General features: G+C 37.8%; 4 protein-coding genes and 1 tRNA gene. 3 read left to right on the top strand and 2 right to left on the bottom strand.

Annotated features, from left to right (window positions below; translation table 11 throughout):
* On the top strand, positions 1-343 hold a 343-nt coding region (locus tag RLO81_RS10205), incomplete at its 5' end, for a phosphatase PAP2 family protein (protein ID WP_350110973.1).
* A gap of 4 nt (positions 344-347) precedes the next feature.
* Complete coding sequence (locus RLO81_RS10200; protein WP_350110970.1) at positions 348-1127, top strand: enoyl-CoA hydratase/isomerase family protein; 780 nt, start codon at positions 348-350, stop codon at positions 1125-1127.
* A 41-nt stretch (positions 1128-1168) separates the two neighbouring features.
* Here the strand turns inward: RLO81_RS10200 and RLO81_RS10195 are convergent, their stop codons facing one another.
* Complete coding sequence (locus tag RLO81_RS10195; protein ID WP_350110967.1) at positions 1169-1906, bottom strand: porin family protein; 738 nt, start codon at positions 1904-1906, stop codon at positions 1169-1171.
* A gap of 160 nt (positions 1907-2066) precedes the next feature.
* Here RLO81_RS10195 and RLO81_RS10190 point away from each other — a divergent pair.
* Positions 2067-2140 (top strand) — tRNA-Arg (locus RLO81_RS10190).
* 32 nt (positions 2141-2172) lie between these two features.
* Here RLO81_RS10190 and RLO81_RS10185 read toward each other — a convergent pair.
* The coding region (locus RLO81_RS10185; protein WP_350110964.1) for a CHAT domain-containing protein at positions 2173-2388 on the bottom strand (216 nt) is incomplete at its 5' end.

The following is a 2388-nucleotide window of genomic DNA, read 5'->3' as shown; positions in this document are numbered from 1 at the left end:
TTTAACCACCTATTTATTTGCCAGTAAAGTGGTGCTTGGTTATACTTTAATTGTGATTTTTTCTACTATCACACTCATCATTTTATTAGTAACTATCATTTCCAATTTCTATAAAATAAGTGCCCATAGTGCAGGCGCCTGGGGAATGGTAGGTTTTATGACGGCCTTAAATTTTAAATATCCAGACAGCAGGTTATTTTTCCCTGTTATTCTAGCCATTATAATGGCCGGAATTATTAATTCATCACGATTATTATTGAATCAACATAATTTAAATGAGGTTATTGCAGGTTCAATTATGGGCTTTTTGGTCTGCTTTGGATCGATTTACTTTTTAACTTAATACTATGTTTGAATTTCTTAAATACGAAATAGATAATGGGGTAGCTACTATTACCCTCAACAGACCAGAAGTTTATAATGCATTTAATGATGGCTTGAGTTACGAACTTCAGGATGCTCTTAAACAAGCAACTAGAGATGATTCTGTAAGGGTAGTGGTGATAACGGGAGAGGGCAAAGCCTTTTGTTCTGGACAGGATCTAAAAGCATCTTCAAAGGCAGAGAAGAGATCTTTCATAGATTCCCTTCATAAAAGGTATAATCCGATCATTGGCGCTATGAGAAACATGCCCAAACCGATTATTGGAAGATTAAATGGGGTAGCAGCGGGAGCAGGATGTTCATTGGCCTTAGCATGTGATATTGTTGTAGCCGCTGAAGAATCGATGATGGTAGAAGTATTTGTGAATATTGGTTTGGTATTAGATTCCGGTTCTTCTTATTTTTTACCTCGACTAGTTGGCTCGGCCAAAGCATTTGAAATGAGTACCATGGGCACAAGAGTGAAAGGTAAAGAGGCTTTTGAAATGGGATTGGTAAATAAGGTGGTGCCATTGGCTGATTTGGATGCTGCAGTTAAAGAATATACAGATTATTATGCTAATGCACCCACCAAAGCGATTGGTATGATGAAAAAAATGTTGAATAAGGCGGGTAACAGCTCATTGGACGAGATGCTAGATTACGAAGCATACTGCCAGGAAATTGCCGGAAACAGTGAGGATTACAAAGAAGGTGTGAATGCTTTCTTGGAGAAGCGGAAAGCTCAATTTAAAGGAAAATAAAAAGACCTCATTAGAGGCCCTTTCATTTAAGATTTATTCTTTTAGAATCCTGTGAATGACACACCAATGGTGGTGTTATTTACCTCCGAACCTGCAAATCCATCGCTTGTATTCCATAGCGGGTTTAAACTTTGATAATAGAAGACATTAAAACCTCCTACACCTACTCTGGCTGTTACACCATATCTGAACTTGCTTAAATTAAAGTCGTTGTGCACTTTGGTTTTATAAATTTCACCATCCACATCTTGCTTTATTTTCGTGTGGGAGTTGAATAGATAACCAACCTTAAATCCAACACCAACCTTAAAACTTCTCTTAGTATCAGAAGGGTTTGCATAAAATCTCAGTTCAACTGGAATATCAATGTAGTTGGTAACAAGCATCGATTTTTTCATTCCCCCGCCAAAAATGGTATCGAATGCAATTACTTCATTCCCATCAACATCAAAACCCTTCACTGGCGTAACATCTTCATCAAATTTGTAGCGATCGAGACCTAAACCGATACCAGGAAGGATGTAAAACTTGGTGTTTGCGATTCTAATATCTCTTAGGTAATAAAAATTAATAGTTCTTGAGCCTAAAAGCTCTGTAGCAATTTCCGGATCGTTATTTTGAAGGACATTGAATCCAAAATCAATCACCAATGTTCCGGGAACATCTGGCTGAGCCATCTTTTTTTGTGTTTTAGAAGGTTTTCTTTCTTCGGGGTTACCAGTAGCCAAAACTGATAATGAACAAATGCTTAATATGGATACTAGAAGTGCTTTTCTCATAATGTATTAACAAAAAATTTGCTTTGTTATTGTAGCGCGCAAAGATAGTGTTTTTTAAAAAAGTACCTTTTTTTGAGAGAATTAATTACATAACTTTGCCACTTCTTAAAAATGGCCTCGTACCTGCCTGTAGGCAGACTTGGTTATTAAGTGAAGACATGGCCTCGTAGCATAACTGAATAGTGCACTTGATTACGGCTCAAGAGGTTGCAGGTTTGAATCCTGCCGAGGTCACAAAAGAAGCCCCTGAAAAGGGGCTTTTTGTTTTAGTCTAATCCAATCATGATGAATGCACCCCAGAATATTGGGTCAGGATATTTTGTTCTAAGTTCTTTCTTAGCTTCTACGAAAGACTCACGTTTCTTGCCCGTATGTAGCCACTTGGTATAGAACTTCACCATCAGTTCCTGCGTTGCGGCATCATCCACTTTAAACATACTCATAATTAGTGTCTTGGCGCCTGCAACAATAAATGCCCGCTG

The organism is Fulvivirga sp. (assembly GCF_040220315.1).
Lineage (GTDB): Bacteria > Bacteroidota > Bacteroidia > Cytophagales > Cyclobacteriaceae > Fulvivirga.
Note: the sequence above shows the minus strand (reverse complement) of the source record. Positions and strands in the feature narration are given on the sequence as shown.